This window comes from Muribaculum sp. (genome assembly GCF_029051885.1).
In the GTDB taxonomy this organism is placed as follows: domain Bacteria; phylum Bacteroidota; class Bacteroidia; order Bacteroidales; family Muribaculaceae; genus Muribaculum.
Genome location: NZ_JAIDKI010000184.1, coordinates 1 through 3,188 on the forward strand (window position 1 = coordinate 1; position 3,188 = coordinate 3,188).

Annotated in this window: 4 protein-coding genes; all 4 read right to left on the reverse strand. The window is 45.5% G+C overall.

Annotation, left to right across the window (positions count from 1 at the left end; all coding sequences use genetic code 11):
- Positions 1-161 precede the first annotated feature (161 nt).
- Complete coding sequence (trxA, locus tag K2I50_RS07850; protein ID WP_301025785.1) at positions 162-458, reverse strand: thioredoxin; 297 nt, start codon at positions 456-458, stop codon at positions 162-164.
- 83 nt (positions 459-541) lie between these two features.
- Positions 542-1,426 carry a 4-hydroxy-tetrahydrodipicolinate synthase gene (gene dapA / locus K2I50_RS07855; protein ID WP_301025786.1) on the reverse strand — a complete coding sequence of 295 codons (885 nt, stop codon included), beginning with the start codon at positions 1,424-1,426 and terminating at the stop codon, positions 542-544.
- Between the two features lie 201 nt (positions 1,427-1,627).
- Complete coding sequence (locus K2I50_RS07860) at positions 1,628-2,053, reverse strand: DUF5606 family protein (RefSeq protein WP_301025787.1); 426 nt, start codon at positions 2,051-2,053, stop codon at positions 1,628-1,630.
- Between the two features lie 29 nt (positions 2,054-2,082).
- Positions 2,083-3,188 (reverse strand): peptide chain release factor 3 (locus tag K2I50_RS07865; RefSeq protein ID WP_301025788.1); only part of this gene is annotated, 1,106 nt, incomplete at its 5' end.

A 3,188-nucleotide genomic window follows, 5' to 3' on the forward strand; every position in this document is an offset into this window, starting at 1 on the left:
ATCATCACAAGACAAAAATCACTCAGAGATATGCGACCCCAGCGTTAACAAATATTGGGGAACGGGGTCTTAAAAAATAATTTCCCCGATTCAATTCATGAATCAGGGAAATCATATAAGTTGAATACATAGGCCGGAAATCCGGTTATCGTTCAAAAAACTTACATCTGTTCTCTAAGTTTTGCCTCGAGATCCTCGGCTGTATGTACTCCAGCCGCACGCCACTTGACTTCACCATCGCGGAATACAATCAAAGTCGGGACAGACATTACTCGATATAATTGCGCCAAATCCTGATGTCTGTCAACATCAATTTTAACAATTGTGACACTATCGCCCATTTTATCCTTCAACTGTTCCAAAATGGGGTGCATCATCTTGCAAGGGCCACACCAGGTAGCATAGAAGTCGACAAGCGTCGGTTTACTGTCTTTGATAATATCGTTGAATTCAGCCATAATGGTAGATATTTAAAAGTTTTATATCTATAACGCCACCCCCGATAAATTGTTCAATCCTTCAGAAGTCTATCTTTTTCATCTTAGCCCAACGAGTCAAGCACCTGACGAATGCGCTCATAGGTGGTAATGCGCGTAGGCACAAGGGGGAGTCTGAGTTCATTTTCAATGAATCCCATGGCATGGAGCAAGCATTTCACACCGGCAGGATTACCATCTACAAAGAGCAGACTGAATAATTCGGTAAAACGATGATGGATTGTCAGAGCTCGGCGATAATCTCCTTCAAGGGCAAGTCGCACCATTCGTGAGAATTCGCGGGGGAAAGCATTGCCTATTACGGAAATAACGCCCACAGCTCCAAGAGTGAGCAAAGGGAACGTAATGCCGTCATCACCTGAAATCACCATAAAGTCGGAGGGCTTGTTCTTGATTATATCATCCATCTGGTTGATATTTCCCGACGCCTCTTTAATACCGATGATATTGCTGAATTCACGAGCAAGGCGCAAAGTTGTCTCTGCCGTCATGTTTACTCCGGTACGCCCGGGCACATTGTACAGTATCACAGGTATCGGCGAAGCCTCTGAAATAGCTTTATAATGCTGGTAAATACCTTCTTGAGATGGTTTATTATAATACGGAACGACCGACAGAACGGCACTGAACGGAGTCAGGTCGATTGTATGCAGTTCCTCGACAAGAGCCATGGTATTATTCCCCCCCACCCCTATTACAAGGGGTACGCGGCCTGCTACTCTCTCTGCGATAAACTCACGGAGTTCTGCTTTCTCACCGCTTGTCAAAGTAGCCGTCTCAGCAGTTGTGCCGAGCACTACCAGATAATCAACACCATTTTTTATCTGATATTCAAGCAAGCGGGCTAAAGCATTATAATCAATAGACTTATCATTCTTAAATGGTGTGACCAAAGCCACACCCATGCCTGTTAAATTAATACGAGCCATAAGGGATCGGATGGAGTTTGAGTTACAAAGTTATGAAAATTTACCGAACTCACTATCTTAATTGGCAAAAAAAGTATATGCCGTAGGCCGATATCATCAGGCGGAGTATCCTGAGCGCATCACACACAACACACTCCGGATACTCCGCCGATAATTTACAACTGATTTGTCTGACTTCTTATCAGACAGTATTCCGAATGATTACTCTGCGGAGGCTTCTTCTCCAGCCTGCTCCTCAGCATCCACAAATTCGGTAATCCCTGCACCTACAAGAAGGTTGTACCAGTTGAATACCTTGCGGATATCGTTGGTGTACACTCTTTCATCGTCAAAGTCGGGAAGAATCTCCTTGAAGTATGCGCGCAGCGAGTGGTCATCGGCGAAAGATGCCATATCGACAGCCTTTCCTTCATTTTTACCCTTAATTGCATCAAACACTTGCGACAGAGGCACATCCTCATCAGTAGTATATATGGCGATATCACCAAGCGATACAATCTTATCGTGAGAATATGCCGGAGTGCGCTTACCGGTAGCAAGCGACTCTACGATAAGCATATTACGTCCGTTGCTTACGAGCTTATACAGCCCGGGCTTGCCAGAGATGGCCAAAATGGTCTTTAACATATAGACTTGTTTTGATTATTGTTAACGTATTAATATTCACTGGAAAAATGGAAGCGGATGTCAGGATAATCGCTCTGTGCCATCTGCAACACATAATTGCTGTCAGCCATAAACACATCACGCCCGTCGCGGTCAACGGCCATAAACTGATGCTTACGCTTTTTAAATGCCTCAAGAGCCTGAGGATTGTCACTTTCAATCCAGCAAGCCTTGAACATCGACAATGGTTCCCAACGGACAGTAGCGCCATATTCATGAAGCAGACGGTATTGAATCACCTCAAACTGAAGCTGACCAACCGTGCCGATAATCTTACGCCCGTTGAACTGATTGACAAACAGCTGAGCCACGCCCTCATCCATCAGCTGCTGAATACCCTTTTCAAGCTGCTTGGCTTTCATCGGGTCGGTGTTCTCTATATATTTGAACATCTCCGGAGAGAAACTGGGCAAACCGCGGTAATGCAATTCCTCACCCTGAGTCACAGTATCGCCGATTTTGAAATTACCGGTATCGGGAATACCCACTATATCACCGGGATAAGCCTCGTCGACAACGCTTTTCTTCTGAGCCATAAATGCAGTAGGGGCTGCAAAACGCATTATTTTTCCGGAGCGGACATGACGATAAGGGGCATTGCGTTCAAACCGTCCGGAACATACCTTGACGAATGCAATACACGAACGGTGGTTGGGATCCATGTTGGCATGAATCTTGAAGACGAAGCCACTGAAAGCATCCTCCGAAGGTTCGACAGTGCGCTCAAGAGCCGCCACAGGCCTTGGAGAGGGAGCAATCTTGACAAAACAATCAAGCAACTCCTTTACGCCAAATGTATTTAGCGCCGAGCCGAAGAATACAGGAGCGACCTTTCCGGCGAGATAGTCGTCGGTGGAAAACTCAGGATAAACGCCTTCAATCAGTTCGAGATCATCACGCAGTTTTGCCGCATCCTTTTCTCCGACAGCATCGTCGATACGCGAATCGTCTATGCTGTCTATCTCCACACGCTCAGTCACCTGAGTCTTGCTTGGAGTAAACAAGTCAAGAGAACTTTCATATATATTATATACACCCTTGAATTTCGCACCTATATTGATAGCCCACGAGAGTGGACGCACAGAAATCTTCTGTT